The organism is Falsiroseomonas bella (assembly GCF_003173615.1).
Taxonomy (GTDB): Bacteria; Pseudomonadota; Alphaproteobacteria; order Acetobacterales; family Acetobacteraceae; genus Falsiroseomonas; species Falsiroseomonas bella.
In genome coordinates this window covers 143,659-168,766 of record NZ_QGNA01000003.1, presented here as the reverse complement: position 1 = coordinate 168,766, position 25,108 = coordinate 143,659, and the positions used below count along the sequence as shown (strand labels likewise).

24 protein-coding genes are annotated in these 25,108 nt (G+C 71.8%); 6 read left to right on the top strand and 18 right to left on the bottom strand.

Annotation, left to right across the window (positions count from 1 at the left end; translation table 11 throughout):
• The first annotated feature begins 3 nt into the window (after positions 1-3).
• The 3 genes from metG to DFH01_RS13320 are packed head-to-tail and all read left to right on the top strand — an operon-like array spanning position 4 to position 3,127.
• Positions 4-1,551, top strand: a complete 1,548-nt coding sequence (gene metG / locus DFH01_RS13330; RefSeq protein ID WP_109870974.1) for a methionine--tRNA ligase — start codon at positions 4-6, stop codon at positions 1,549-1,551.
• 2 nt (positions 1,552-1,553) lie between these two features.
• A complete protein-coding gene (locus tag DFH01_RS13325) occupies positions 1,554-2,333 on the top strand; it encodes a TatD family hydrolase (protein ID WP_109870973.1) in 780 nt (259 codons plus the stop codon).
• On the top strand, positions 2,333-3,127 hold the full coding sequence (locus DFH01_RS13320) for an MBL fold metallo-hydrolase (protein WP_109871602.1): 795 nt from the start codon (positions 2,333-2,335) through the stop codon (positions 3,125-3,127). The genes DFH01_RS13325 and DFH01_RS13320 overlap by 1 nt, the downstream gene beginning before the upstream one ends.
• Positions 3,128-3,229: 102 nt before the next feature.
• Here the strand turns inward: DFH01_RS13320 and DFH01_RS13315 are convergent, their stop codons facing one another.
• Positions 3,230-3,625, bottom strand: coding sequence for a hypothetical protein (locus DFH01_RS13315; protein WP_109870972.1), 396 nt, complete (start codon positions 3,623-3,625; stop codon positions 3,230-3,232).
• 155 nt (positions 3,626-3,780) lie between these two features.
• On the opposite strand from DFH01_RS13315, the gene mazG reads away from it, so the two are divergent.
• A complete protein-coding gene (mazG, locus tag DFH01_RS13310; RefSeq protein ID WP_109870971.1) occupies positions 3,781-4,581 on the top strand; it encodes a nucleoside triphosphate pyrophosphohydrolase in 801 nt (266 codons plus the stop codon).
• A 138-nt stretch (positions 4,582-4,719) separates the two neighbouring features.
• Here mazG and DFH01_RS13305 read toward each other — a convergent pair whose 3' ends face one another.
• The 6 genes from DFH01_RS13305 to greB form a co-directional block, all read right to left on the bottom strand.
• Positions 4,720-5,715, bottom strand: coding sequence for a TAXI family TRAP transporter solute-binding subunit (locus DFH01_RS13305; protein ID WP_109870970.1), 996 nt, complete (start codon positions 5,713-5,715; stop codon positions 4,720-4,722).
• Positions 5,712-7,301, bottom strand: a complete 1,590-nt coding sequence (locus DFH01_RS13300) for a hypothetical protein (RefSeq protein ID WP_109870969.1) — start codon at positions 7,299-7,301, stop codon at positions 5,712-5,714. Before DFH01_RS13300 ends, DFH01_RS13305 begins: the two co-directional genes overlap by 4 nt.
• Before the next feature lie 139 nt (positions 7,302-7,440).
• Positions 7,441-8,382, bottom strand: coding sequence for a pirin family protein (locus DFH01_RS13295; protein ID WP_109870968.1), 942 nt, complete (start codon positions 8,380-8,382; stop codon positions 7,441-7,443).
• 86 nt (positions 8,383-8,468) lie between these two features.
• A complete protein-coding gene (locus DFH01_RS13290; protein ID WP_109870967.1) occupies positions 8,469-9,185 on the bottom strand; it encodes an MgtC/SapB family protein in 717 nt (238 codons plus the stop codon).
• Between the two features lie 96 nt (positions 9,186-9,281).
• Positions 9,282-10,244: a hypothetical protein gene (locus tag DFH01_RS13285; RefSeq protein WP_109870966.1), complete on the bottom strand. Its 963-nt coding sequence runs from the start codon at positions 10,242-10,244 to the stop codon at positions 9,282-9,284.
• 84 nt (positions 10,245-10,328) lie between these two features.
• A complete protein-coding gene (gene greB, locus DFH01_RS13280) occupies positions 10,329-10,859 on the bottom strand; it encodes a transcription elongation factor GreB (protein ID WP_109870965.1) in 531 nt (176 codons plus the stop codon).
• A 104-nt stretch (positions 10,860-10,963) separates the two neighbouring features.
• Here greB and DFH01_RS13275 point away from each other — a divergent pair, with 104 nt between their 5' ends.
• A complete protein-coding gene (locus DFH01_RS13275; protein ID WP_109870964.1) occupies positions 10,964-11,845 on the top strand; it encodes an AEC family transporter in 882 nt (293 codons plus the stop codon).
• 7 nt (positions 11,846-11,852) lie between these two features.
• Here DFH01_RS13275 and DFH01_RS13270 read toward each other — a convergent pair whose 3' ends face one another.
• The 11 genes from DFH01_RS13270 to dusB form a co-directional block, all read right to left on the bottom strand.
• Positions 11,853-12,683 (bottom strand): inositol monophosphatase family protein, encoded by an 831-nt coding sequence (locus DFH01_RS13270; RefSeq protein WP_109870963.1) that lies wholly within the window; start codon positions 12,681-12,683, stop codon positions 11,853-11,855.
• Entirely contained in the window at positions 12,680-14,005 is a 1,326-nt protein-coding gene (gene hflX / locus DFH01_RS13265; RefSeq protein WP_109870962.1) for a GTPase HflX, read from the bottom strand. The genes DFH01_RS13270 and hflX overlap by 4 nt, the downstream gene beginning before the upstream one ends.
• Positions 13,986-14,321, bottom strand: a complete 336-nt coding sequence (gene hfq / locus DFH01_RS13260; protein WP_109871601.1) for an RNA chaperone Hfq — start codon at positions 14,319-14,321, stop codon at positions 13,986-13,988. Before hfq ends, hflX begins: the two co-directional genes overlap by 20 nt.
• 65 nt (positions 14,322-14,386) lie before the next feature.
• Positions 14,387-15,055 (bottom strand): HAD family hydrolase, encoded by a 669-nt coding sequence (locus DFH01_RS13255; RefSeq protein WP_109870961.1) that lies wholly within the window; start codon positions 15,053-15,055, stop codon positions 14,387-14,389.
• Positions 15,052-15,450 carry an ester cyclase gene (locus DFH01_RS13250; RefSeq protein WP_199231228.1) on the bottom strand — a complete coding sequence of 133 codons (399 nt, stop codon included), beginning with the start codon at positions 15,448-15,450 and terminating at the stop codon, positions 15,052-15,054. Before DFH01_RS13250 ends, DFH01_RS13255 begins: the two co-directional genes overlap by 4 nt.
• Positions 15,447-16,319 carry a D-amino-acid transaminase gene (locus DFH01_RS13245; protein ID WP_109870960.1) on the bottom strand — a complete coding sequence of 291 codons (873 nt, stop codon included), beginning with the start codon at positions 16,317-16,319 and terminating at the stop codon, positions 15,447-15,449. The genes DFH01_RS13250 and DFH01_RS13245 overlap by 4 nt, the downstream gene beginning before the upstream one ends.
• Positions 16,320-16,488: 169 nt before the next feature.
• The gene (gene ntrX, locus DFH01_RS13240; RefSeq protein ID WP_109870959.1) at positions 16,489-17,892 is read right to left on the bottom strand and encodes a nitrogen assimilation response regulator NtrX; all 1,404 of its coding nucleotides are present in this window, start codon (positions 17,890-17,892) and stop codon (positions 16,489-16,491) included.
• Positions 17,882-20,071 (bottom strand): sensor histidine kinase NtrY-like, encoded by a 2,190-nt coding sequence (locus DFH01_RS13235; RefSeq protein WP_109870958.1) that lies wholly within the window; start codon positions 20,069-20,071, stop codon positions 17,882-17,884. Before DFH01_RS13235 ends, ntrX begins: the two co-directional genes overlap by 11 nt.
• A gap of 56 nt (positions 20,072-20,127) precedes the next feature.
• Positions 20,128-21,600, bottom strand: coding sequence for a nitrogen regulation protein NR(I) (ntrC, locus tag DFH01_RS13230; RefSeq protein ID WP_109870957.1), 1,473 nt, complete (start codon positions 21,598-21,600; stop codon positions 20,128-20,130).
• Positions 21,597-22,739: a two-component system sensor histidine kinase NtrB gene (locus tag DFH01_RS13225; protein WP_109870956.1), complete on the bottom strand. Its 1,143-nt coding sequence runs from the start codon at positions 22,737-22,739 to the stop codon at positions 21,597-21,599. The genes ntrC and DFH01_RS13225 overlap by 4 nt, the downstream gene beginning before the upstream one ends.
• Positions 22,736-23,815, bottom strand: coding sequence for a tRNA dihydrouridine synthase DusB (gene dusB / locus DFH01_RS13220; RefSeq protein WP_109870955.1), 1,080 nt, complete (start codon positions 23,813-23,815; stop codon positions 22,736-22,738). The genes DFH01_RS13225 and dusB overlap by 4 nt, the downstream gene beginning before the upstream one ends.
• A gap of 131 nt (positions 23,816-23,946) precedes the next feature.
• Here dusB and DFH01_RS13215 point away from each other — a divergent pair, with 131 nt between their 5' ends.
• Positions 23,947-25,092: a bifunctional 2-C-methyl-D-erythritol 4-phosphate cytidylyltransferase/2-C-methyl-D-erythritol 2,4-cyclodiphosphate synthase gene (locus DFH01_RS13215; protein WP_109870954.1), complete on the top strand. Its 1,146-nt coding sequence runs from the start codon at positions 23,947-23,949 to the stop codon at positions 25,090-25,092.
• Positions 25,093-25,108: the final 16 nt, after the last annotated feature.

Below are 25,108 nucleotides of genomic sequence, written 5' to 3'. Positions count from 1 at the left end.
ACCGTGCCCGAGACCGGAACCGATCGGCGGCCCTGCTTCATCACGACGCCGATCTACTACGTCAACGACAAGCCCCATATCGGCCACGCCTACACCTCGCTGGCGGCCGATGTGCTGGCGCGGTGGCGCCGGCTGCAGGGTAGGGAGGTCTTCTTCCTCACCGGCACCGACGAGCACGGCCAGAAGGTCGAGAAGGCCGCGCAGGACGCCGGGATGGAACCGCAGGCCTTCACCGACCAGGTGAGCCAGCATTTCCGCGACCTGGCCGTGACCATGGGCCTCTCGATCGACGACTTCATCCGCACGACCGAGGCCCGCCACAAGCTGGCCTGCACGACGCTGTGGGACAAGCTGGTCGCCAATGGCGAGATCTACCTCGGCCATTACGAGGGTTGGTACGCCGTGCGGGACGAGGCCTTCTACGGCCCGGACGAGCTCACCGAGCGCGACGGCGTGAAATATGCGCCGAGCGGCGCGCCGGTCGCCTGGGTGAAGGAGCCATCCTATTTCTTCCGCCTGTCGGCCTGGCAGGAGCGGCTGCTGGCCCATTACGAGGCCAACCCGGACTTCATCCTGCCTGCGAGCCGTCGCAACGAAGTGATTGCGTTTGTTAAATCTGGCCTCGGCGACCTCTCGATCAGCCGCACCTCCTTCCGCTGGGGCGTTCCGGTGCCGGGCGATGCGGCGCATGTGATGTATGTCTGGCTGGATGCGCTGACGAACTACATCACGGCCGCAGGCTATCCCGCTGATCCTGAAGCTTTCCAGAAATGGTGGCCGGCCGATATCCACTTCGTCGGGAAGGACATCGTCCGCTTCCACGCGATCTACTGGCCGGCCTTCCTGATGGCCGCGGGCATCGCGCCGCCGCAGCGCGTCTTCGCGCATGGCTGGTGGACGAACGAGGGACAGAAGATCTCGAAGTCCCTCGGCAATGTCATCGACCCCGTGGCGCTGGTGGCGGAGTTCGGGCTGGACCCGATCCGGTATTTCCTGCTGCGGGAGGTGCCCTTCGGCCAGGATGGCGACTTCTCCCGCGCCGCGCTGATCGGGCGGAACAATGGCGAACTGGCGAATGCGCTCGGGAATCTCGCAAACAGAACGCTCTCGCTGATCCAGCGGAATTGCGATGCGAAGCTGCCAGCGCCCGCCGCGCGGGCGCCGGGCGATGCCGGGCTTGGCGCGCAGCTGGATGCGCTGGCCGGCCAGGTGGCCGCGCATCTCGACCGCCAGGAATTCCACCTGGCGCTTGAGGCGGTGATGTCGGTGGTGCGCGACGCCAATGGCTACATCACCGAGCAGGCGCCCTGGGCGCTGAAGAAGACCGATCCGGCGCGGATGGAGGCGGTGCTGCGCCACCTGCACGACGCGCTAAGGACCTTCGCGACGCTGCTGCAGCCCTTCATGCCCGGCAGCATGGCGAAGCTGCTGGACCAGCTTGGCGTGCCGGAGCAGGCGAGGGGGCTCGGCGACCTCGCGGTGCCGTTGCCCGGCGGCCTCGCCCTGCCGCCGCCGGCGCCGCTCTTCGCGAAGATCGAGGCCGCCGCCTGACCATGCTTGTCGACAGTCATTGCCACCTCGACCATTTCCAGGGCGAGGAACAGGCCGCCGTGGTCGCCCGCGCGCGGGAGGCCGGCGTGGGCCGGATGGTCACCATCGGCACGCGGCTCGGCGAGCAGGCCGCGACGGTGCGGCGGATCGCCGAGACCTACGAAGGCGTCTTCGCCACCGTCGGCATCCATCCGCACAATGCCGGCGAGCGCGAGCCGCCGGGGGTGGACGAGATATTGCGCGCGGCGGATCATCCGCGGGTGATCGGCATCGGCGAATCCGGGCTGGACTACTTCTACGACAAGGCGCCGCGTCCGGCGCAGGCCGAAAGCTTCCGGCGCCACATCGCCGCCGCGCGCGTCTCCGGCCTGCCGCTGGTGATCCATGCGCGCGACGCGGATGCCGACATTGCGGCGATCCTCACGGAGGAGACGGAGCAGGGAAGATTCCCCTTCCTGCTGCATTGCTTCTCCTCCGGGCCGGAACTGGCACGGACGGCGATCCGCCTCGGCGGCTACGTGTCCTTCAGCGGGATCCTGACCTTCCCGAAGTCGGAGGAGAACCGGGCGGTCGCGGCCGAGATGCCGGCCGACCGCATCCTGGTCGAGACCGACAGCCCCTATCTCGCGCCCGTGCCGCTGCGCGGGAAGCGCTGCGAGCCCGCCTTCGTGGTCCACACCGCGGCGAAGCTCGCGCAGGTGCGGGGCCTCGGCATGGCGGCGCTGGCCGAACTGACGACGGCCAATTTTCACCGTCTGTTCCAGAGGTCGGCGGCCGCGTGATCCGCGTCACGCTCCTCGGCTGCGGCGGGTCCGGCGGCGTGCCGCTGCTCGGGGGCGCCGATGGCCGGGGAAACTGGGGCGCCTGCGATCCGGCCGAGCCGCGCAACCGGCGCACGCGCAGCGCCGCCGTGGTGGAGGATGGCGAGGGACGGCGGCTGCTGATCGATGCCGGGCCGGACCTGCGGGCGCAGCTGCTGGCGGCGGGGATCGGGCGACTGGACGCGGTGGCCATCACCCACACCCATGCGGACCATGTCATGGGGCTGGACGAGCTGCGGATCGTCAACCGCATCCGCGGCGGCCCCATTGACGCCTTCGGGACCTACCTGACCCTGTCGGAGCTGCGCAGCCGCTTCGGCTACGCCTTCCATCCGCCGCCGCCGCAGGGCTTCTACCGCCCGTCGCTGACCCCTCGGCCGATCGCGCCGGGGGAGGTGGTGGACATGGCCGGGATCGCGGTGCGCGTACTTCGCCAGGACCATCGGGTTATGGAGACGCTGGGTTTCCGCATCGGCGGCTTCGCCTATTGCACCGACGTGCTGGCTTTTCCGGCCGAAAGCCTGGCGGCCCTTGCAGGGCTGGACACCTGGGTGGTCGGCTGTTTCCAGCGCGAGCCGCATCCGGTGCACGCGCATGTCGCGCTTGTCTGCGACTGGGCGGCGCGCCTGAAGCCGCGGCGCACCATTCTGACGCATATGGGCATCGACCTGGACTGGGCCTGGCTGCGCGCGAACCTGCCGGCCGGGATCGAGCCCGGCCATGACGGCATGGTGCTGCAGGTGCCGGAGGCCTGAGAGGCCCGGCGGCCGCGCTTTCCACCGCCTTTTCCCCAGCTTCTTTTTTTCCATAATATATCTTATGCGGCAAGCGGATCTGGGGAAAACCGGTGCCCGGCTTCAGCGTGCGCTGACCCTCGCCTGCTCCATCATCCTCCGGTCGAGGCAGCGATCCAGCGCCTCGCCCGTCAGGCGTTTCAGGATGCCGGGCGTGGTCTCCTCCGCCCAGAATGCCTGGCGCTCCGCCGCGCAGGCCGCGAGAGCCCGGGCCGTCGCCGGCGCGGCGGACTGGCTGCGGGCGCCGGCCTCCGCGATGGCGTGCTCGGCCACGCAGACCTCCAGTGCCTCGAAGGCCAGGATGCGCAGCATCCCCGGCGTGCCAGCCTCGGCCAGCACTCCGTCCCGCTCCCGGGCACAACCGGGATCGAGGCCCGGACTGTAGGACTGCGCCCCTCCCGGCCGGGGCATGGCAGCGACCAGAACGGCCGCTGTAAGCAGCATCCGGACTTGGATCATGTCTGCCTCCGTCGCGGCGCATCGCCGCGGCGGCAAACATGCATCTTATTTGCCGAAGATGGCCCGAAGTTTTTACGAATGTTGTGCGGCGTCACGCATGCTTGCTGCCCGCCACGCACCGCGCGAGACCTCTTCCACCTGTCCCGGAGTCCCCGATGGCCGCCGATCCCGCCGCCGCGATCCTGCGCCTGCTCGACATCATGGCCCGGCTGCGGGCGCCCGATGGCTGCCCATGGGATCGCGAGCAGGATTTCTCCACCATCGCGCCCTACACGGTCGAGGAAGCCTATGAGGTGGCGGACGCCATCGCGAAAGGCCCGGATTTCAGCATCTTGCAGGACGAACTTGGGGATCTGCTTTTCCAGGTCGTCTATCATGCCCAGATGGCACGCGAGGCTGGCCGGTTCGACTTCGCCGAGGTCGCGGGCTCCATCAGCAACAAGATGATCCGCCGTCATCCTCATGTGTTCGGCGAAGCCGAGATGCGTTCGGCGGAAGCCCAGACCGCGGCCTGGGAGGTCCAGAAGGCGGCCGAGCGACAGGCCCGCGCCGAGACCGGCACGCTCGCCGGAATCCCGCCCGGCCTCCCTGCCCTCACCCGCGCCCTCAAGCTGACCCGCCGCGCCGCGCGCGTCGGCTTCGACTGGCCCGACGCCGCCGCGGTGCTCGACAAGCTGGAGGAGGAAGCCGGCGAGCTCAGGGCCGAGCTTCCGGCCGCCGACAAGGCGCGCCAGGCCGATGAGGTGGGCGACCTGCTCTTCGTTCTGGCGAACCTTGCCCGGAAGCTGGATCTCGACCCCGAGGCCTGTCTCGCCGCCGCGAATGCGAAGTTCGAGCGCCGCTTCGGCGCGGTCGAGCGGCTTCTCGCGGCGGAGGGCAAGGCGCCGCAGGATGCCGGCCTCGACGGCATGGAGGCCGCCTGGGTGGCGGCGAAGCGGGCGGAACGCGGCGGATGAGGCCTCGGCACCCGGGTTTGTAAATCCGATTTACAACAGGGAGGGCGCGCGCGGAGCAGCTGTAGTAGCGCTACTACAAACTTTCCGCGCGCGGCCGGACCATTGAACCAAACAAGAACATTTGTTCCTTGCGCTGGATCAGCGCCTTGCGCGCTGCGTGCCGCCGCTGTGGTCGAAGCGCACCCAGCCCGGCACCTGCGCGGCCAGGTTCACCTCCCGCCACTTCGGATGCCGCGGCGGACGCAGGAAGGCGTCGAAGTTGGCGTAGAGCGCCTCGACGAAGCGGGAGACCTTCCGGTGCCGCTCGCTGCCCGGCTGCCAGGCATAGACGGCCATGACCGCGCCCACCGCGATCGTCTCGACCGACTGTCCCTCCGGAATCAGCGTGGGGTAGTCGGAGGCCTGCAGCGTCGCCGGCAGGTAGGTCTCCATCAGCGCCGGCGTCGCCGGCAGGGGCAGGAAGCGCAGCCCGCTCTCGGGCGGCACGCCCGCGAAGAGCCGCGCCGGCTTGCCGGCCACGAAGACCATGGCCGCGATCTCCCGCCGGCGCAGCTTCGTCAGCGCCAGGTCCTGCACGTCGTTCGCGGTGCGCACATCGAGGCCGAGGGCGTCGAAGACGAGGGAGGCGGTCATGGCCGTGCCGCTGCCCACCACGTCCACATTCACCACCTGCCCCGCCAGGTCCTGGACCGAGCGGATATCCTCCCGGGCGAGGATGTGGATCTCCTCGTCGTAGAGCTTGGCGATGTACTGGATCAGGCTCTCCGCACCGGGGATCAGGCCGCGGCGCCGCGCGAAGGCCAGCGCGTCGGACTGCACGATGCCGATGTCCACCCCCCGCAGCAGGACGATGTCCGCGATGTTCTGCAGCGACCCCTTCCCCAGCATCGCGATCACGCGGAGGTTGTCGCCGTTGTCCAGCACGGCCGAGAGGTCGGCGGCGATGCGGATGTAAGTTCCGTCCACTCCGCCGGCGATCACCCCGACCGTCCCGGCATTCGCAGCCGCCGTCCGGTCGCTCAGCCGCCGCACCAGGTTGGGCTGCTGGGCGAACGCGGGCGCTGCCAGCACGCCGCCGAGGGCGGAGAGCAGCAGGGGGCGGCGCGCCAGGGCGGCGGTGGTGGTCCGTGTCATCTCGGGCCCTCGAGGGTTGCGATTCGGGCGGCCGCCCCGGGCGCGCCGAGCGCGAGCGCGCGGCGATACCAGGAGAGTGCGGCGGCAGGATCGGCCGGCAGGCCGATCACGCCAAGCCGGGCGAGGTGGCCGGGGTCGTAGGTTTCGGCGAGCGCCATCGCCGCATCCGCGCTGCCGCCGCGGGCGGCGCGTTCCAGGAACAGCCGGGCGCCCGAGATGTCGCCGATGGCGATCAGGGACTGGCCGCGGCGGATCATCGCCGCCCGCAGGGCCGGGTCCATGGATGGCGGCGCCACCGCCGTGGGCGGGGCCGTGGTGGGCGCAGGGGCCTCCGGCGCGACGGTTGCGGGCGCAGGCGCCGGGACTTCCGGCGCGACGGTTGCGGGTGTGGGCGCCTGGGTCTCCGGCGCCGGCGCGGTCGCGGCGATCCGGGCTTCAGGCTCCTCCGGGGGCGCCGGGGCGGCCCAAGGTTCCGGCAGTTCCGCCAGGCTTCCCGGCGCACCGGCCGGGATCGGCGGGACACCGTCGAAGGCAGATGGCAGGGGCGGCCCCCCGGCCTCCGGCGGCGGGGTGATCGGTGCCGGGGCGGGTGCGACCGGAGCGGGCGCCGCGGGAAGCTCGGCAAGCACCGGCGGCATCGCGACGGGCAGCCGCTCCATCGGGCCCGGAGCGGCCAGGCTGGCGGGGACCGCGCCATTCCAGAGCCGCGGGGCGAGGCTTGCCACCGGCAACCGCGGCGGCGGCGCCTCCGCCACGCCTGCGGGAGGCCGCCAGGCAACGAGTTGCGGCGCGGCGATCGCGGCCGGCAATGGCGGCGGCGAGGCCGGATCGTCGGCCCAATCCGGTGGCGGCCCCTTCGTCGCTGCCTCCGCCGCCTCGGCCGCCTCGTCCATCGGCGTCCGGGCATCGCTCGCGGTGGTGGCGCCTTCGGGAAGGCGCGGCGCAGGCAGCAGCGCGACCTGCAGGCTGCGCCCCTCCGCGGCCTGGCCGGGCGCGCCGGCTGGCGTCTCCGGCACGGCGCGCGGCAGGACGGAGATCGCCGCGACACCGCCCGCGACACAGGCAAGCGCGAGGCTGGCCGCGAGACCAAGGCGCCACCGTGCCGGCGTCGCCGCCACGGGCGCCGGAGCGGCCGGCTCCCCGCTCACCTCCGAAGCGGGCACCGGGCTCTGCGCCGGGCTCGGCTCCGCCGGCGGGGTCAGGATGTGCTCGACCTCGTCCTCCCAGGACCCCTCCCCCTCGATCGAGACGGGGTCCTGCCAGGCGAAGGCCTCCGCCAGGATCTCCTCGAGGGCGGGCAGGTCCACCGGCCGCAGGCGGCGGTGGATGACCGGCAGGTGGCCGGGGAAGCGTTCCGGGAAGCCGGCCGCCTCAAGGCGTGCGCGGAAGGCCGCGAGGGCCTCGGGATGCCAGGTCGGCTCCACCTCCAGCAGGGCGATCCCGGTGGCGGGGCGGATCAGGACGATGTGGATCCGAATCCCGCCGAGCGGGCAGTTGGTGAGCAGCCGCCAGCCGCTGCCGAGCCGCTCGACCGAGAAGCCGGCCGCCGGCGCGCTGGAAGCCGGAGCTGGAGCCGGCAACGGCATGACGCTGTTTCCCTCGGGCGCGATGGTCCAGGGCCTCCCCGGTTCAGTCGCGCGAGCATAGGAAAGCTGCCGGCCGCCGCGAGCGCCTCCGACCCCGTCTCACCAAGGCTTGATGTTTCGATGCGGCATCGGCGCGGGATCAGCTGGTCGGCGCCCCCTCCCCCGCGCGCACCACGCGCTTTTCCGGCAGCGGTATCCACTCCTGGTCGTCGCCCGGCACAACAAGGCCCATCCGGTCGCGCGACCAGGCCTGCTTCGCCGCCTCGATCCGCTCGCGGGAGGAACTGACGAAGTTCCAGAACAGGTAGCGCGGGCCGTCCATCGCGGCGCCGCCCAGCAGCAGCAGCCGCGCGCCCTTGGGCCCCGCGCGCAGCGTGATGGCGTCGCCGGCGCGGAAGACCAGCATGCGCCCGGCCTCGAAGGCGGTGCCCGCGACCTCGACGCTTCCGGTCATCACCCAGGCGCCGCGTTCCTCGTGCTCCGGCATGGGAAGCGCGGCGCCGGGCGCGAGCTGCGCATCGGCGTAGAACAGCTCCGAAGCGACGGCGACCGGCGCCTCCGCGCCCCAGCCCGTGCCCGCGATCAGGCGCAGATGCAGGCCGCGATCCGAGAGCTCGGGCAGCGTCGCGCCAGGATGATGGACGAAGTCCGGCGTGCGTTCCTCCTGGTCCTTCGGCAGGGCGACCCAGGACTGGATGCCGGAGAGGCGATGCGGCCCCGCGCGGCGGGCTGGCGCCGTGCGTTCGGAATGCGCGATGCCGCTGCCCGCCGTCATCCAGTTCACGTCGCCCGGCGCGATGGGCTGCGCGCTGCCGAGGCTGTCGCGATGCAGGATCTCGCCCTCGAAAAGGTAGGTGACGGTGGAGAGGCCGATATGCGGGTGCGGGCGCACATCCACGCCCGCGCCCGTCAGGAACTCGCCGGGGCCCATCTGGTCGAAGAAGATGAAGGGCCCGACCATCTGGCGCTGCTGCGCCGGCAGGGCGCGGCGCACCTCGAAGCCGCCGATGTCGTGGGTCCGCGGCAGCAGCACGGTCTCGAGGCCGGCGGGCAGCGGATCGGTGGGGTCGGTGGCGGACATCGCGGGCTCCCGTTCTTGCCCGGCTCAGATGGGCGCGGCGCCGGGCGGTGTCGAAGTCGCGCTCGAGAGGATGATCATTCAGCGCCTCAATGGGCGCTGTTGCGGGTCCAGCCGGCGTCGCGCGCGCCCGGCAGGCGGCGCAGCGTCGCCACCACCGCGTCGAGATCGGCCGCGTAGACCGAGGTGCTGATCAGGTGGGCGACGAGTTCCACGGCCTCGTTGCCCTGAGGCGCCGCGTCAACATGGCTGATGGGGTACTGCGCCTCGGCCAGTGCGCGCAGGATCGCCTCCCGCGCCGCGGCGACGGCGGTGGCGGGCACCGTCACGAACACGTCGTAATGCGCCTCGATCGCCTGGTCGCGCACGGGGATGCGGTTGATCGCGTTCACCACCGGGCGCAGGGCGGTGTTGCAGATCAGCACGAAGACGGTCAGCAGCACCGCCTGCACCGGCAGGTTCGCCCCCGCGCAGGCGCCGACTGCGGCCGAGCACCACACCGTCGCGGCGGTGTTCAGGCCGCGGATGTTCGCACCCTCCTTCATGATCAGTCCGGCGCCGAGGAAGCCGACCCCGGTCACGATGTTGGCGACGACGCGCATCGCGACATCCGCGCCGCCAAGTTGCACGCCCATGTCCACGAACTGCGCCGCGCCGAGCGCGACCAGCACATTGGTGCGGAGGTTGGCGATGCGCTCCCGGTATTGCCGCTCCGCGCCGATGATCGCGCCGAGCAGCAGCGCCAGGCCGAGGCTGGTGGCGGTGTCGAGGAAGGTGTCGAAGTCGTAGGGCAGCAGCGCATCCATGCCACAGCCGTATCATACCAGCGGTCGTTTTCAGCGACTCGTTGGTATCCTTTTGGTGCCCTCAGATGCCGGGCGCCGCCTTCCCCTCCCGCGCCGTCAGAAGCGCAGGCAGTCGCTCAGGGCGTCCCGCACCGCCCGCGTCGAGCCCTGCAGCGGCAGGCGGCCCTGGATTCCGCCATTGATCCGCACCTCCAGGCTCGCGTCGTTGCCGGCCAGCAGCCGCGCCACGGCCGAGTTGCGCAGGTCGGCCACCCAGACGGGGCCGCCGCCCGGCGTGAGCGGGGCGGAGGCACGGCCGCTGCGGCCGGCGAGGGTGAGCGTCACCGGTCCTTCGGGCGGACGCGCGCGCAGCGCGAGGGCCGCGACCGGCACGCCCTGGTGACACATGACGGTGACCGCCTGGACCACGCCGGGTCCTGCCACGAGGGCGATCTGCCGGCCATCGGCGATCTGGCGCAGCGCCCAGCTCTGGCCGGGTGGCGCGGCGGCCGCGCCGGCGGCGGGCGCACTGGATTTGGTGCCGCCGCTCGGGCCGGGCGCAGGCTGCGCCGGAGCGGGATTGGGAGCAGGGGCCGGCGCGGCGACGCGGGGTGGCCGCCCTCCCGCACCGATGCGCGCCATCTCCCGGCCGTTCCAGGCGAGCCGTACCTCGCAGCCATCCGCCCCGGAACGGCCACAGCCGGAACCGTGCGTCGCCAGCACCAGCACGGGAAGCGATCCCGTGCGATCCACGGACCAGCCCTGCACGTGGCCAAGCGGCTGCGCACGATAACCGGGCGAGAGGAAGAGCACGACCGGGCAGCCCGCCGAACCGCAGAACAGGGTGGCGGCGCCCTGGCAATCGAGCCCGTCAAAGGCGTGCACGTAGTCCGGCTGGCCGTCGCCGTTGACCTCCGTCACCGTCTCGAACTCCGGTGCGAGGGATGGGCGGCCGCCGGCGCCGCGGCAATCCGCCTCGGCCTCGGCGATGTTCCGCTGCGCAGCGGCCGGCCGCTGCGCGAAGGCCGGGGCGCTGCCGAGCAGCAACAGGGCGACGAGGATGAGGGCGCTGCGCGGCACGAAAATGTCTCCCCGCTGGTTCTGGCGATGCTGAGGCGTGCGCGACGGATCGGCAACGTCCTCCTGCATCAGGACGGACGGCGATCAAGGATAGGTGATCGCCACCACCTCGATCTCCTCGACGCCGGCGGGCGTGCGCAGGCGCCGCGTCTCGCCGACGCGGGCGCCGAGCAGGGCGCGCGCCACCGGCGCGACCCAGGAGATGCGGCCCGCATCCGCATCGGCCTCGTCCACGCCGACGATGGTGACCGTCACCTCCGCATCGTCGGACAGGCGTGCATAGGTGACTGTTGCGCCGAAGAAGACCTGGTCGCGCTTCGCCTGCGCCGCGGGGTCCACCACCTGCACGCGCTCCAGCCGCTTTCGGATGAAGCGCACGCGGCGATCGATCTCGCGCAGGCGGCGCTTGCCGTATTGATAGTCCGCATTCTCCGACCGGTCGCCGAGGCCCGCGGCCCAGGAGACGACCTCCACGACCTTCGGCCGTTCCTCCTCCCACAGGCGACGCAGCTCGTCGCGCAGCGCCTGCGCGCCGGCGGGCGTCATGTAGAAGGGCGTACCTGGGGGAAGGCCGGGCGGGCCTTCCTCATCCTCGTCATCCTCGCGGTCACTCATGCGTGACGCCCTCTCCCAGGCACGTCGTGATCGTATCGGTTGCGCCGCCGACTGGGCGGCCCAGGGTCTCGGCGGTGCGGCGCATCACGGAACCGGAGCGCGTCATGTCGAACGTCGTGCTGTCTATCCTGCTTCCGCTGCTGGCCGCCATGGCGGTGGGGTATGCCTGGGTCCGGACCGGTCGGCCATTCGACAACACGACCCTTGCGCCGCTCGCGGCCGACCTCGCGCTGCCCTGCCTGATCTTCTCGACCCTCGTCGCCGCGCAGCTTCCCGTCGAGACGCTTGCCCAGATGGCGCTCGCCTCCTTCGTGGCGCTCTGCGCCTTCGCGGCGATCGGGGCGCTGCTGTTGCGCATGGCAGGGCTGGAGCTGCGCACCTACCTGCCCTCGGTCACCTGGGGCAATGCCGGCTATCTCGGCATTCCGCTCGGCCTCTATGCCTTCGGCCAGCCGGGGCTCGCCTATGCGGCGGCCTTCTCGGCCGTGTCGCTGGTCTTCAACTCGGTCTTCGCCAGCACGATCGCGGCAGGGCGGGCGAGCCTGCGCGCCTTCATCCGCAACCCGATCCTCCTGGCCGTTTTCGCAGGCGTCGCGGTCCGCCTCGCGGAGGTGGAGCCGCCGCGCTGGCTGCTCGAACCCGTGCGGCTGTTCGGCGCGATGGCGGTGCCGCTGACCCTGATGATGGTGGGCGCCTCGCTCGCGCGGCTCAGGATCACGGCGCTTCCGCTCGCACTCGGCTTCTCCGTGGCGCGCAGCGCCGTGGGCATCGGCGTGGCGCTCGCCGCCGGCATGGCCTTCGGGCTGCCCGACATCGGCCTCGCCGTGCTGGTGCTGCAATGCGCGACGCCGGTGGCGATGCTGAGCTACGTGCTGGCCCAGCGTCACGGCAACGAGCCGGAGCGGATCGCCGCGATCGTCGCCGTGTCCACCTGGGCAGGGGTCATCACAATTCCGGCGATGCTCGCCTTCATGCCGACGGGATGACCGAACCTCAGCGGATCAACGCCTCGCGCGCCGCCTCCCAGCTCGCGCGGTCGGGCGCGCAGATCAGGCCACCGTCGCGGTGTCGTGCGGGATCGAAGGGCTTGCCGTCGAAGCGCGCCGAGTAGCCGCCGGCCTCGGCATGCAGCAGCCAGCCGGGCGCGTGGTCCCAGGGCAGCAGGCGGTTGTAGACCAGCAGATGCGCGTGGCCGCCGGCGACGAGACGGTACTCATGCGCGGCGCAGCGATAGGCGACGGCGGCGGCGAGGCGCGGCAGGCGGCCCGGGACCTGGCTGCGCAGCGGCTCCGGCATCCAGTTCCAGGAGACGGCGCCGACCATCCGCGAGACCGGCACGGGTGCGGCGACCCGCATGGCGCCATGCGTCGCGCCGGCCGAATCCTCCACCCAGGCCCCTTCCCCGCGCAGCGCGATCGCCGTGTCGTCGCCGAGCGGATCGTGGATCCAGCCGGCGACCACCTCGCCGCGCAGGAACATCGCGGCCATGCAGCCGAACAGCGGCACGCCGGCCGCGAAGTTCGCCGTGCCGTCCACCGGGTCCACCACGAAGGCGCAGTCCGCATCGGCCAGGCGATGGAGGATGGATGCATCGGCCGAGGCGCTTTCCTCGCCGACCACGACGCAGCCGGGAAACAGGCGCGCGAGGCCGGCTTCGATCACGCGCTCCGCCGCCTCGTCGGCTTCCGTCACCAGGTCGAGCGGGCCGGTCTTGGCGCGCACCGCATCGGGGGCGAGCCGGCGGAAGCGCGGCATGATCTCCGCGCGCGCGGCATCGCGCAGCAGGGCCGCGACCTCGCTCGCACGCGCACGCGTCGGCTTCACGAGGCGGAGCGCTGCTCGAAGCGCGCGCGATTGGCGGGCGAGAGGCGCACGGTCAGGCGGATCGCCTCCTCCGCATCCTCGCGCGCGATGACCTCGCCATGCTCGTAGAGCCAGGCGATGCCGGCGCCGTCGGAGGGGGCGAGGCGGAATTCCGCCGTCTCCATCCCTGCCGCGAGCCTCTCGTCCAGCGCGGCGCGCAACTGCTCCAGCCCGTCGCCGGTGAGCGCCGAGACGGCGATGGTGCCCGGCAGATGCGGCACCGCCTCCGTCCCGCCCATCAGGTCGGCCTTGTTCAGCACCTCCACGACGCGGGAAGGCCAGTCGGCATCGAGCGCGGCGTCCGGCCCGTCCGCCATCTCGGCCAGCACGCCCAGCACATCGGCGCGCTGCGCGGCGCTGTCCGGATGCGCGGCATCGCGGACATGCAGGATGATGTCGGCCGCGGCCACTTCCTCGAGCGTCGCGCGGAAGGCTTCGACGAGCTGCGTCGGCAGTTCGGAGATGAAGCCGACCGTGTCGGAGAGGATCACCGTGCGCCCCGAGGGCAGCCGGATCGCGCGCATGGTGGGATCGAGCGTCGCGAAGAGCTGGTCCTGCGCGTAGACGCCCGCGCCGGTCAGCGCGTTGAACAGCGTGGACTTGCCCGCATTCGTGTAGCCGACCAGCGCGACGACGGGATAGGGCACGCGCTCCCGCGCGCGGCGGTGCAGGCCGCGGGTGCGGCGCACCTGCTCCAGCTCCTTCTTGAGCTTCACGATCCGCTCACCGATCAGGCGGCGGTCGATCTCGATCTGCGATTCGCCGGGGCCGCCGAGGAAGCCGAAGCCGCCGCGCTGCCGCTCGAGGTGGGTCCAGGACCGCACGAGCCGCGTGCGCTGGTAGTCCAGATGCGCAAGCTCGACCTGCAGCGCGCCTTCCTTGGTCGCGGCGCGCTCCCCGAAGATCTCCAGGATCAGGCCGGTGCGGTCGATGACCTTGCAGCCCCAGGCGCGTTCCAGGTTGCGCTGCTGCACCGGGCTGAGCGCCGCGTCCACGACCACCACGGCGACGCCGTGCCGCTCCACCGCCTCCTTCACCATGCCGACCTGACCTTCGCCGAGCAGCGTGGACGGCCGCATGGCGCGCAGCGGATGGATCGCGGTGTGGACGATCGTCAGCCCGATGGAGGCGGTGAGGCCGACAGCCTCCGCCAGGCGCGCCTCAGCGGCGCGGTTGCCTGCGCCGTCGCCGCGGCCGGCCCGCTCATGAGGGAGGATGACGGCAGCCCTTGTGGGCCCCTTCTCCTCCCCCTTCGGCTCGTTGCTATTCGCCGCGCCCGACAGGATTCGCCCCCAGCGTCAGCCGGCCTTCACGCGCCGCCGAGGCGGCCTCGGCGGCCGCGGGCGCGGCAGCACCCGCACCAGCGGTGCCGGCATCGAACAGCGAGATCGGCGCGCCGGGCATCACCGTGCTGATCGCGTGCTTGTAGACCAGCTGGGTGTGGCCGTCCCGCCGCAGCAGGACGGAGAAATTGTCGAACCAGGTGATGATGCCCTGCAGCTTCACGCCGTTCACCAGGAAGATGGTGACGGGCGTCTTCGACTTCCGGACGTGGTTGAGGAACACGTCCTGTACGTTCTGCGACTTCTCGGCGGCCACGGAGGGTTGGTCCTTCTTGTTGTTGGCCTGCCGCGCCGCGTTGGCCGCGCGCAGGTCCGACAGGGTCAAGTTTCCAGAGGTGCGGGCGATCTGGCAAGGGAGGCAAGGGCGGCGGCAAGCGCATGGCCGTCCGCGAAATGGACATCCGGTCCTGCATTCGCAACGCCGCCGTCATGTGCGGCGTCACCGAGCAGCACCGCCCTGCATCCGGCCGCCCGTGCCGCCTGCATGTCGAGCGCCGTGTCGCCGACGTACCAGACATGCGGGCCGGGTGCGATGCCGCAGGCGGCGAGCGCCATGGCGAAGGGCGCGGCGTCGGGCTTGTCGGCCGCGGCGTCCCCGGCCCCGACCAGGGCCGCGAAGTGGACCGCCCAGCCGAGATGCGCCGCTTCCGCGCGCAGCAGCGGGCCCTGCTTGTTGCTGATCACGCCCTGCGGCCCGAGCGCGGCGGCGGCCTCGATCGCCGCGGCGGCGCCCGCCATCGGCGAGAGCACATCCAGGTGGCAGGAGCGCACCGCGCCATAGAACACGTCGCGCGCGCGCTCCCATCGGGCGCCGAACATGCCCGGGAAGGTGTCGCGCAGCGAACCGCGCACGCGGGCGAGCACCGTCTCCCGGTCCCATTCCGGCATGCCGAATTCGCGGAAGGTGACATTCAATCCATGCTGGATCGCGGCCCAGCCATCCACCAGCGTGTTGTCCCAGTCCCAGAGGATGCAGGCGGGGCGGTTCATGCGAGTTGTCGCCTGAGGTCGTCGAGGTCGCCGAGCACCCAGAGATCGCGGATCAAGCCGCCCGTGCAATCGAAGAACGCCGCGCCGGCCCAGCCGACCTCCCGCCCTGTCGGCGGCACGCCGAGCAGCGGCCCGCCGGCATGATGCCCGGAGAAGCGCATGCGGGCGGCGACACGCGGCGCCTCCTCCACAAGGTCCACGATGTCGCAGCGGTAGCGTTGCAGCGCGCCCCGCACGGTCCGCACATAGCCCGCGAACGCATCATGGCCGCGCAGTACGCTGCCGAGAGAGCCGCGGAAGGCGACGTCCGGCGCCATCAGTGCCGGGATGCGCCCGAGCCGTCCGGCTTCCCACACCTCGGCATAGAAGGCGCGCACCAGCGCGGCCGGAGTCACGCCGCGTTCCTGATGTTGCCCTTCACGTGGCGGGCGAAGATCTCGAAGAGGCGGCGCACGACCGGCCCGACCTTGCCGTCGCCCACCGGCTTGCCGTCCACCTTGGTGATGGGACGCACGAAGGAGGTGGCGGAGGTGATGAAGGCCTCGCGCGCCTTTGCGAGGTCGTCCAGTGTGTAGGGCGTCTCGTCCCAGGCGATGCCTTCCGCCTTGAGCTCCGCCATCAGCGCCGCCCGCGTGCAGCCGGGCAGGATGACGTGGTCGAGATGCCGGGTGCGGATGGCGCCCTTCTCGTCCACGATCCAGAAGCTGGTGGCCGCGCCCTCATGCACGGTGCGGGTCTGCTCGTCGTAGAGGATCGCCTCGATCGCGCCCTGCTCGCGCGCGGCCTGGCGGGCGAGGCAGTTGGGCAGAAGGTTGACGGTCTTGATGTCGCAGCGCGCCCAGCGCAGGTCGGGCAGGGTGATGGCGCTGGCCTGCCACTTCTCGATGTCGGTCGGATAGGGCGGGATGCGCTTCACGGTCACGACGATGGCGGGCGGCACCGGCTTTGCCGGGAAGGGATGGTCGCGCCGCGCGACGCCGCGCGTCACCTGCATGTAGAGCAGGCCCTCGGTCACGCGGTTGCGCCGCGCGACCTCCCGCAGCACCAGGCGCAGCGCGGCGCGGGACATCGGCATGGGCAGCCGGATCTCGCGCAGCGAGCGTTCCAGCCGGTCGAGATGCAGGTCCTCGTCCACGTAGCGGCCGCCATAAAGATGGACGACCTCGTAGATGCCGTCGCCGAACTGGTAGCCGCGATCCTCGATGTTCACCGAGGCTTCGGGCTGGCGGACATACTGCCCGTTGACATAGGCGATTTTGGACATTCGTCTTCGTGCCCTCAGGCGCCGGGCGCCGGCTCCGCCGGCTTGGCTTGCGCGCAGGCCGCTGGTGCGCCGCTTCGGCGGTTGGTTGGTGCGCGGCGCCCTTCGGGCCCTCGGCCGGCGCGAAGGGCGCCGGCCGCCATGCCCAGTTTCGCCGCGGATCGCGCCGTTGTCACCCGTTGGCCGGCGCGCGGTCCTCGGCGTTGACGCCCAGGAACTTCAGCTTGCGGTGCAGGGCGCTGCGCTCCATCCCGACGAAATTCGCGGTGCGGCTGATGTTGCCGCCGAAGCGCAGCAGCTGGGCTTCCAGATACTGCCGCTCGAACAGCTCCCGCGCCTCGCGCAGCGGCAGGGTCATGATCTCGCTGCTGCGGTCGAGCTTGAGCACCGCCGGCGCCGCGGCGCCCACCTGGGGCGGCAGCATGTCCGGGCGCACCGGCTCGCGTGCCTCGCCCGGCGCCATGATCAGCAGCCAGTCGATCAGGTTGCGCAGCTCCCGCACGTTTCCGGGCCATTCATAGGCCTGCATGGCGGCCAGCGCGTCCTCGGTCAGCTCCCGCGGCGCCATGCCGGAGGTCTCGACGGACTTGGCCATGAAGTGGCGGGCCAGAGCCGGGATGTCCTCCCGCCGCTCGCGCAGCGGCGCGATCTTCAAGGGCACCACGGCCAACCGATAGAAGAGATCCTCGCGGAAGCGCCCGGCCGCGATCTCGGCCTGCAGGTCCTTGCTGGTGGTGGCGATGACCCGCACATCCACCTGCACGCGCTGCGCGCCGCCGAGGCGGGTGAAACCCTGTTCCTGCAGCGCGCGGACGATCTTGCCCTGGGTCTCCATCGGCATGTCGCCGACCTCGTCCAGCAGCAGCGTGCCGCCATGCGCGCGTTCCAGCACGCCGGCGCGGCGGGGCTGGGCTTCCGGGCCGGTGCCCGCCTCCACGCCGAACAGCTCCTCCTCGAAACGGCCGGGGGCGAGGGTGGCGCAGTTCAGCGCGACGAAGGGCCCGTCAGCGCGTCGGGAGCGGGCATGCAGCATGCGCGCCGCCACCTCCTTGCCGGAGCCGGCCGGACCGCTGATCAGCACGCGGGACCCGGTGGGCGCCACGCGCTCGATCGCCTGCCGCAGCTGGGCCATGGCCGGGGAGACGCCGACGAGCTCCGTCTCCGCGCCGGCGCGCAGCTTGAGCTCGCTGACCTCGCGCTTCAGCCGAGCCGCTTCCAGCGCGCGCGCCACGATCAGCAGCAGGCGATCGGCCTCGAAGGGCTTCTCGATGAAGTCGTAGGCGCCCTGCTGGATCGCCTGGACCGCCGTCTCGATCGTGCCGTGGCCCGAGATCATGACGCAGGGAACCCGCGGCTCCTCCTGGTGCATCGCCTGCAGGATGCCAAGGCCGTCGAGGCGCGAGTTCTGCAGCCAGATGTCGAGGATGACGAGCGACGGCCGGCGCGCCCGGAAGGCCGCCAGCGCCTGGTCGGAATTCCCGGCCTGCCGTGTCTGGTAGCCCTCATCCGACAGGATACCCTCGATGAGGGCGCGGATGTCGGGCTCGTCGTCCACGATCAGGATGTCATGCGCCATGGCCGACCCGCCCCACGCTCATCTCCTCCCGTCGCGCCGCTGCCGGCGGGGCGGCCGGCAGGATCAGCACGGCGCGGGCACCCGGGCCCTCCCCGCGGTCCTCGAGCGCCAGCCGTCCCCCATGGTCCTCCATGATCTTCTTGACGATGGCAAGGCCGAGGCCCGTCCCTTTCGCCTTGTGAGTCACATAGGGCTCGGTCAGGCGGGCGCGTTCCTCGCCCTCCGGCAGGCCGATCCCGTCGTCCTCCACCATGATCGCCCAGCCTTCCGGGCAGGGTTCCAGCCGGATGCCGATTCGCCCGACCTGCCCTTCCGCCGCCTCCTCCCGCGGCCTGGCGGCGACGGCGTCGGCGGCGTTCTGCAGCAGGTTGGTCAGAGCCTGGCCGATCAGGCGCCGGTCCGCCGGCACGGTCGGGGACGGGTCGGGGATCGCGACCTCGTAGGCGATCTCGGGATGGGCGGCCTGCTGCAGGACCAGCGCCTCCCGCACCAGGCGGCCGAGATTCTCGGGGCGGATCACCGGCTGGGGCATGCGGGCGAAGGCGGAGAACTCGTCCACCATCCGCCCGATGTCGCCGACCTGGCGCACGATGGTGTCGGTCAGCGAGCGGAACGTCTCGGGATCGCTGCCGATCTCCTTGAGATACTTGCGCTTCAGCCGCTCGGCCGAGAGCTGGATCGGCGTCAGCGGGTTCTTGATCTCGTGCGCGATGCGCCGCGCCACATCGGCCCAGGCCGCCTTGCGCTGCGCCGACTGCAGCTCGGTGATGTCGTCGAAGGTCAGCACGAAGCCCACCACCACGCCCTGCTGCGTCTCGGACCCGATCCGCGCAATCAGGGTGCGGCGGCGCGAAGGCGGGCCGATCGGGATCTCGGCCATGCGCGCGCGGTCCGGGGCGGCGGACGCGTCGGCGATGAGCTCCGCGAATTCCGGCACCACCTTGGCCAGCGGCAGGCCGATGCCGGCGTCGAGATCGATGCCGAGCAGCTCGCTGGCCGAGCGGTTCGGCAGGTTGATCCGGCCCTGCGCGTCGAGGCCGACGACCCCGGCCGAGACGCCCGAGAGCACCGTCTCGGTGAAGCGGCGCCGCTCGTCGATCTGGCGATAGGCCTCCATCAGCTCGCTGCGCTGGGCGGAAAGCTGGCTGGTCATGCGGTTGAAGGCGCGGCTCAGCGTCGCGAGCTCGTCATCCGCGGTGCCTTCCTGCACGCGGGTGGAGAGGTCGCCCGCACGCACCCGCTCGGCGGCCGAGATCAGCCGGCTGATCGGGCGGGCGAGCTGGTTGGCGAAGACCAGGCCGACAAGCACCGCGCCGAGCAGCACCAGCAGCGCGGCGCAGAGGAAGACCAGCGCGAAGGTGATCTGCAGGCTGCCGCGGTTGCGGTCCAGCTGGTCGTATTCCTGGAAGGCGAGCTCGGTGCGGCGCAGATGCTCGAGGATGCCGCCATCGAGGGGCCGGCCGATCAGCAGCACCAGCCTCGGCTCCACATCCAGCGGCGCCAGGGCCCGCACCCGCGCCTCGCCCTCGACCGGGATCACCACCACTTCCCCCTGGCGCAGCTGCTCGAGCGCGCCGAGCGGAAGCTCCACGAGCGTGCCGGAGACGAAGCCGGCCTGCGCCACGACGCGGCCGAGCTCGGGCTCGACCAGCACCGCCTCGGTCAGGCCGCGGACCGAGGCCTGGGTGGCGAGCTGGCGCTCGAAGGCCGGCATGTTCTGCGGCAGGTAGAGCTGCGCGGCGCGGTTGAGATCGGCGGCCATCGCCAGCGCATCCACCCGGATCTCGTCCCGGTGCTGGTCGAGCCAGGCGCGGGAGGCGACGAGCGAAGCCTCCAGCGTGTCCCGCACGCGATCGCTGAACCAGGCCTGGATGCCGAGGTTGAAGAAGACCGCGGCGAAGGCGGCGACCACCAGCGAGGGCACCACGGCGACCACGCCGAAGACCAGCACCAGCCGCACGTGCAGACGCGCGCCGGCGCTGCCCTTGCGCCGCTCCGCCCAGACGCGCACCAGCCGCGCGGCGAGAGATGCGGCGAGCAGCAGCAGCACGCCCGCATTGGCCAGCACCACGCCGACGATCTGCCCCGGCCGCGTCGGGCCCAGCGGCGATCCGCCCGCCAGCAGCACGAAGGTGGCCATGCCCAGCAGCACCGCGGTGACCGCGAGGCCGAAGGTCATCGCCCGGCCGAGCAGAATGTCGCCGATCCGGCGGTTCCCCGGCCCGGCCGTTCCGCTCACGGCAAGCCGCGCACCACGGGCAGGTCGAGGTCCCGCAGCTTCTTGCGCAAGGTGTTGCGGTTCAGGCCGAGCATCGCCGCCGCCTTGATCTGGTTGCCCCGCGTGGCGCTGAGCGCGAGGCGCAGCAGCGGCCGCTCCACCTCGGCCAGCACGCGGTCATAGAGGTCGCGCACGGGCATCCCGTCCTTGTGCGCCGCCATGAAGCCGCCGAGATGGCGCTCCACCGCCTGCTCCAGCGTCTCCGGGGCGCGAGGCGCATCCTCGGCCGGGGCGGTCGCTTCCGCAAGCTCCGCCGCGACCGCATCCGCCCCGATCACCTCCTGCGGGTAGAGCGCGGCGAGGCGGCGCATCAGATTCTCGAGCTCGCGGGCGTTGCCGGGCCAGGGATGCGCCTTCAGCCGCTCCATCGCGCCGGCGTCGAGCTGCTTGCCGGGCAGGCCCGCATTGCGCGCGCGCTCGAGGAAGTGACGGGCGAGCAGCGGGATGTCCTCGATCCGCTCGCGCAGCGGCGGCAGGCGGATCGGCACGACGTTCAGGCGGTAGAACAGGTCCTCGCGGAACTGCCCGGCGCGGATCGCCTGGCGCAGGTCGCGATGCGTGGCGGCGACGATGCGGACATTCGCCTTGATCGGCTGGCGCCCGCCGACGGTGGTGAACTCGCCTTCCTGCAGCACGCGCAGCAGGCGGGTCTGCGCCTCGGGCGGCATGTCGCCGATCTCGTCGAGAAACAGCGTGCCGCCGGCCGCCTGCTCGAAGCGGCCGACGCCGCGGTTCAGCGCGCCAGTGAAGGCGCCACGCTCATGCCCGAACAGCTCCGATTCGATCAGCTCGCGCGGGATCGCGGCCATGTTGATCGCGACGAAAGGCCCGGAGCGGCGGCGGCCGTAGTCATGCAGGGCGCGGGCCACCAGCTCCTTCCCGGTGCCCGACTCGCCGGTGATCATCACCGTGAGGTCGGTGGTCGTGAGGCGCGCGACGGTGCGGTAGATCTCCTGCATCGCCGGGCTGCGGCCGACCAGCGGCAGGCGTTCCTCCTGCTCCTCGCCCTCCGGTGTCTCGCTGGCCGTCGGCGCGGCGAGCGCGCGCGCGACGACGGCGAGCAGCTCCTTCAGGTCGAAGGGCTTCGGCAGGTAGTCGAAGGCGCCGCGCTGCGTGGCCTTCAGCGCCGTCGAGAAGGTGGATTGCGCGCTCATCACCAGCACGCGCAGGTCGGGCCGCACGCGGCGGATGCGCGGCACCAGGTCGAGCCCGTTCTCGTCCGGCATCACCACGTCGGTGATGACGAGGTCGCCTTCCCCGTCCTCCACCCAGCGCCAGAGCGTCGAGGCCGAGGAGGTGGCGCGGACATGGTAGCCCGAGCGGCCGAGCGCCTGGCTCAGCACGGTGCGGATCGCGCGGTCGTCGTCGGCGATCAGGATGGTGCGCGTGGCGGCCTGGGCGGGCGGTGGTGCCGTGACAACTTCGCTCATGTCGTGGCTCCGTGGTCGGCGCGGCGGGGAGGTGCCGGAAGGGACAGGCGGAAGGTCGTGCGGCCCGGGCGGCTGTCGCATTCGATCAGCCCGCCCTGGTCGGTGACCAGCTTCGCGACCAATGCAAGTCCCAGGCCTTGGCCGCCGCGCTTCGTCGTGACGAAGGGCTCGAACAGCGTGGCGCGGACCTCCTCGGCGATTCCCGGTCCGTTGTCGCGCACCATCACGGTCAGCGGCAGGTGCACGCGTTCGGCGCTGCCGGGCACGGCGATGCGCACGCCGTGGTGATAGGCGGTGAGGAGCTGGATCTCGCCCTCTCGCGGATCAACGGCTTCTGCCGCGTTCTTCACCAGATTGAGCAGGATCTGCACAAGCTGGTCGCGGTTTCCCCAGACCGGCGGCAGGGAGGGATCGTAGTCCTGCGCCACGCGCAGCCCGGCGGCAAAGCCCGAGAGCGCGATGCGCCGGACATGGTCCAGCACCTCATGGATGTTGACCTCGGCGCACTCGATCGGGCGCTCGGAGAACATGTCCATGCGCTCGACCAGGTTCTTGATGCGGTCGGCCTCGTCCTGGATGAGCTGGCAGAGCTCGCGGTCGGATTCCGCTGCGCCGAGTTCCAGAAGCTGCGCCGCGCCGCGAATGCCGGAGAGCGGGTTCTTCACTTCATGCGCGAGCATCGCCGCCATGGCGCTCGCACCGCGGGCCGCGCCGCGGAAATTCAGCTGGCGGTCGAGCATCTGCGCGGTGGAGGCGTCCTGCAGCGTCAGCACCACGCCACCCGGCAGCTCGGGCAGCGGCGCGCCCTGCGCCGCGACGCCGAAGCGCCGCAGGCGGGGGCTTTCGAGCGCGAGGTCGTGGTCATAGACCGGCGCCTCGTAGCGGCGCACCTGGTCCAGCAGGCCGAACAGGCGGTTGTCCTCGGGCAGCAGGTCGCGCAGCGAGAGCGCGGTCAGCGACGGCGCGGAGAGCTGGAAGAACAGCTCGGCGGCGGGGTTGGCGAAGAGGAAGCGGTCCTCGCCATCCAGCGCGACGGCCGGCACCGGCAGGGCGCCCAGGATGGCGATGGCATCGGGCACGGCGGGGGCAGCCACCGGGGCTGGCGGTGCCTGGCGGCGAGCGAGCAGGCCGGCCCTCATGCGGCCATCAGCTCCGCATCGGCGGCGGCCTCGCGCACGGCGCGCTCGCGCGTGACGCCGCGTTCGACCAGCGGCTCGTAGAAGCGGCGGATCAGGTCGAGCACCGCCTCCACCTCGTGCAGGCGGTTCACCTCGGCGCGGAACTCGGCGGAGCCGGGCAGGCCCTTGGAGTACCAGGCGACGTGCTTGCGCGCGAGGCGCAGGCCGGGATCGCGGCCGTGATGCGCCAGCATGCCCTCGTAATGCGCCAGCAGCGTCGCGAGCTGCTCCGCGAGGTCGGGCTCGGGCACGGGTTGGCCGCTGCGCAGCTGCTCGGCGACGAGGCGCGGCAGCCAGGGGCGGCCGTAGCAGCCGCGGCCGATCATCACGCCGTCGGCGCCGGACCGGCGCAGCGCCTCGGCCGCGTCCTCCGGCCCCAGGATGTCGCCATTGACGATGACGGGAAGGCGCACCGCCTCCTTCACCTGCCGCACGAAGTCCCAGTCGGCGGTGCCGGTGTAGAACATCTGCCGGGTGCGGCCATGGACGGTGACGAGGCGGATGCCGCATTCCTCGGCGATCTTCGCCAGCCGCGGCGCATTGAGGCTCTTGTGGTCCCAGCCCATGCGCATCTTGAGCGTCACCGGCACGGAGACGGCCTTCACCGTCGCTTCCAGGATGCGCGCGGCCGCAATCTCGTCGCGCATCAGCGCGGAGCCTGCCTGCTGGCCGAGTGCCACTTTCTTCACCGGGCAGCCGAAATTGATGTCCACGATGGCGGCGCCGCGATCCACGGCGAGCCGCGCGGCCTCCGCCATCACCTGCGGATCGCAGCCGGCAAGCTGCACGGAGGACGGCGCGCCGAAGCCGTCCACTTCGGCCATCTTCAGCGTGTTGCGGTTCTCCCGCACCATCGCGTTGGAGGCGATCATCTCGGAGACGACGAGGCCGGTGCCGAGGCCGCGCGACAGGCGGCGGAACGGCAGGTCGGTCACGCCCGACATCGGCGCGAGGATGACGGGCGTCTCGATCCTGGCCCCGCCGAGGTCGATGGCGGGGAGTGGATGGATCCCCCCTTCCGGCTTTGCAATGCTCATGATTTGGGCGGAGTAGCGTTCAATTCGGGTTTCGTCCACTCCCGTTGAGCAGATCCGGATGCATCTGCCGAATATGCGGGCAGGTCTGGACGCCCTCCCGAAGGGCCGGGCAGGCGGCTAGCATCGCCGCGATGAGAACCATTGCCTTGCTGGTCGCGGCGGGTCGCGGCACCCGCTTCGGGGCCGAATTGCCCAAGCAGTTCCTGCCCCTGCTCGGCCGCCCCGTGCTGCGCCACGCCGCCGAGGCGCTGCTGCGGGAAGGCGGCGTCGCCGCCATCCAGCCCGTCGCCCCGCCGGGGGACGAGGCGCTGCTGGCCGGCATGCTCGAAGGGCTGCCCTGCCTGAAGCCGGTGGCGGGCGGGGCGACGCGGCAGGCCAGCGTGCTGGCGGGGCTCGCGGCGCTGGAGGCCGACCCGCCCGACTTCGTGCTGGTGCATGACGCGGCGCGGCCCGTGGTGCCGCCGGGCACGGTCCCTGCCCTGCTCGCCGCGCTGCAACAGGCGCCGGGCGCGATCCCCGCCCTGCCCGTGGCGGATACCCTCAAGCGCGGCGAGGCCCGGCGAATCGCGGCGACGGTGCCGCGGGACGGGCTGTTCCGTGCCCAGACGCCGCAGGCCTTCCGATACGCCGCGCTGCTCGCCGCCCATCGCATCCTGGCGGGCGAGGTCACCGACGACGCGCAGGTGCTGGAAGCCGCCGGGCTTCCGGTGGCGCTGGTTCCCGGGCACGACTCGAACATCAAGATCACCTGGCCGGAGGATCTGCGGCGGATGGAGGCGACGATGCTGGCCGGGATGATGCCCCGCATGGGAACCGGCTTCGATGTCCACCGCATCGTGCCGGACCGGCCGATGGTGCTGTGCGGCGTGGTGGTGCCCGGCCCCTTCGGCCTGTCGGGCCATTCGGATGCCGATGTCGGCATCCACGCGCTCTGCGACGCGATCTATGGCGCGCTGGCCGAGGGCGACATCGGGCGCTGGTTCCCCCCTTCCGAGGCCGAGTGGAAGGACGCCGACAGCGCCCGCTTCCTGCGCCATGCCGCCGAGCGCATCGCAGCGCGCGGCGGCGTGCTGGCCAATGCCGATGTCACGCTGATCTGCGAGCGGCCGAAGATCACGCCCCACGCGGAGGCGATGCGGACGCGGCTGGCGGAATTGCTGGGCGTCGGCATCGACCGGATCTCGGTGAAGGCGACGACCACCGAGCGCCTCGGCTTTCCCGGCCGCGGCGAGGGCATCGCCGCGCAGGCCGCGGCGACGGTGCTGCTGCCGGGCTGAGCCACCGCCGGCGCGG

Bases quoted from the DNA above. Each gene is read 5' to 3' on its own strand.
- DFH01_RS13325 (WP_109870973.1), top strand. From the start codon at position 1,554: ATGCTTGTCGACAGTCATTGCCACCTCGACCATTTCCAGGGCGAGGAA.
- DFH01_RS13315 (WP_109870972.1), bottom strand. From the start codon at position 3,625: ATGATCCAAGTCCGGATGCTGCTTACAGCGGCCGTTCTGGTCGCTGCC.
- mazG (WP_109870971.1), top strand. From the start codon at position 3,781: ATGGCCGCCGATCCCGCCGCCGCGATCCTGCGCCTGCTCGACATCATG.
- DFH01_RS13305 (WP_109870970.1), bottom strand. From the start codon at position 5,715: ATGACACGGACCACCACCGCCGCCCTGGCGCGCCGCCCCCTGCTGCTC.
- DFH01_RS13300 (WP_109870969.1), bottom strand. From the start codon at position 7,301: ATGCCGTTGCCGGCTCCAGCTCCGGCTTCCAGCGCGCCGGCGGCCGGC.
- DFH01_RS13295 (WP_109870968.1), bottom strand. From the start codon at position 8,382: ATGTCCGCCACCGACCCCACCGATCCGCTGCCCGCCGGCCTCGAGACC.
- DFH01_RS13290 (WP_109870967.1), bottom strand. From the start codon at position 9,185: ATGGATGCGCTGCTGCCCTACGACTTCGACACCTTCCTCGACACCGCC.
- greB (WP_109870965.1), bottom strand. From the start codon at position 10,859: ATGAGTGACCGCGAGGATGACGAGGATGAGGAAGGCCCGCCCGGCCTT.
- DFH01_RS13275 (WP_109870964.1), top strand. From the start codon at position 10,964: ATGTCGAACGTCGTGCTGTCTATCCTGCTTCCGCTGCTGGCCGCCATG.
- DFH01_RS13255 (WP_109870961.1), bottom strand. From the start codon at position 15,055: ATGAACCGCCCCGCCTGCATCCTCTGGGACTGGGACAACACGCTGGTG.
- DFH01_RS13245 (WP_109870960.1), bottom strand. From the start codon at position 16,319: ATGTCCAAAATCGCCTATGTCAACGGGCAGTATGTCCGCCAGCCCGAA.
- ntrX (WP_109870959.1), bottom strand. From the start codon at position 17,892: ATGGCGCATGACATCCTGATCGTGGACGACGAGCCCGACATCCGCGCC.
- DFH01_RS13235 (WP_109870958.1), bottom strand. From the start codon at position 20,071: ATGACCTTCGGCCTCGCGGTCACCGCGGTGCTGCTGGGCATGGCCACC.
- ntrC (WP_109870957.1), bottom strand. From the start codon at position 21,600: ATGAGCGAAGTTGTCACGGCACCACCGCCCGCCCAGGCCGCCACGCGC.
- DFH01_RS13225 (WP_109870956.1), bottom strand. From the start codon at position 22,739: ATGAGGGCCGGCCTGCTCGCTCGCCGCCAGGCACCGCCAGCCCCGGTG.
- dusB (WP_109870955.1), bottom strand. From the start codon at position 23,815: ATGAGCATTGCAAAGCCGGAAGGGGGGATCCATCCACTCCCCGCCATC.
- DFH01_RS13215 (WP_109870954.1), top strand. From the start codon at position 23,947: ATGAGAACCATTGCCTTGCTGGTCGCGGCGGGTCGCGGCACCCGCTTC.